Raw genomic sequence first — 302 nt, forward strand, 5'->3', positions numbered from 1 at the left:
CTGAATGTCACGGGCACCACCAATGCCGTCGGTCATTGGCTGTTCAGCGGCCTCTACAATGACGAGCGGAAATCGCTTGCCGCCAACAAGGCGAATTATCGCGCCTTCACACCGCCGGTCCTCGTCATCTGGGGACGAGAGGATTCGACCACGCCGCTGGCCCAGGGCGAAGAGATCGCCTCGCTGTTTCCACACGCCGAACTGGCCGTCCTCGATGGCGTCAACCACATCCCACAGGTCGAGCGCCCGCACGACGTGGTGCGGCTGATCGCCAATTTCCTCAGACGGATCTTCCCGGGCAG

General features: G+C 62.6%; 1 protein-coding gene. It reads left to right on the forward strand.

Going from position 1 to position 302, the window contains the following annotated elements; genetic code table 11:
* On the forward strand, nucleotides 1–302 hold a 302-nt coding region (locus tag EN852_RS37425; RefSeq protein WP_189546532.1), incomplete at both ends, for an alpha/beta fold hydrolase.

The organism is Mesorhizobium sp. M2E.F.Ca.ET.209.01.1.1, from assembly GCF_004010375.2.
Classification (GTDB): domain Bacteria; phylum Pseudomonadota; class Alphaproteobacteria; order Rhizobiales; family Rhizobiaceae; genus Mesorhizobium.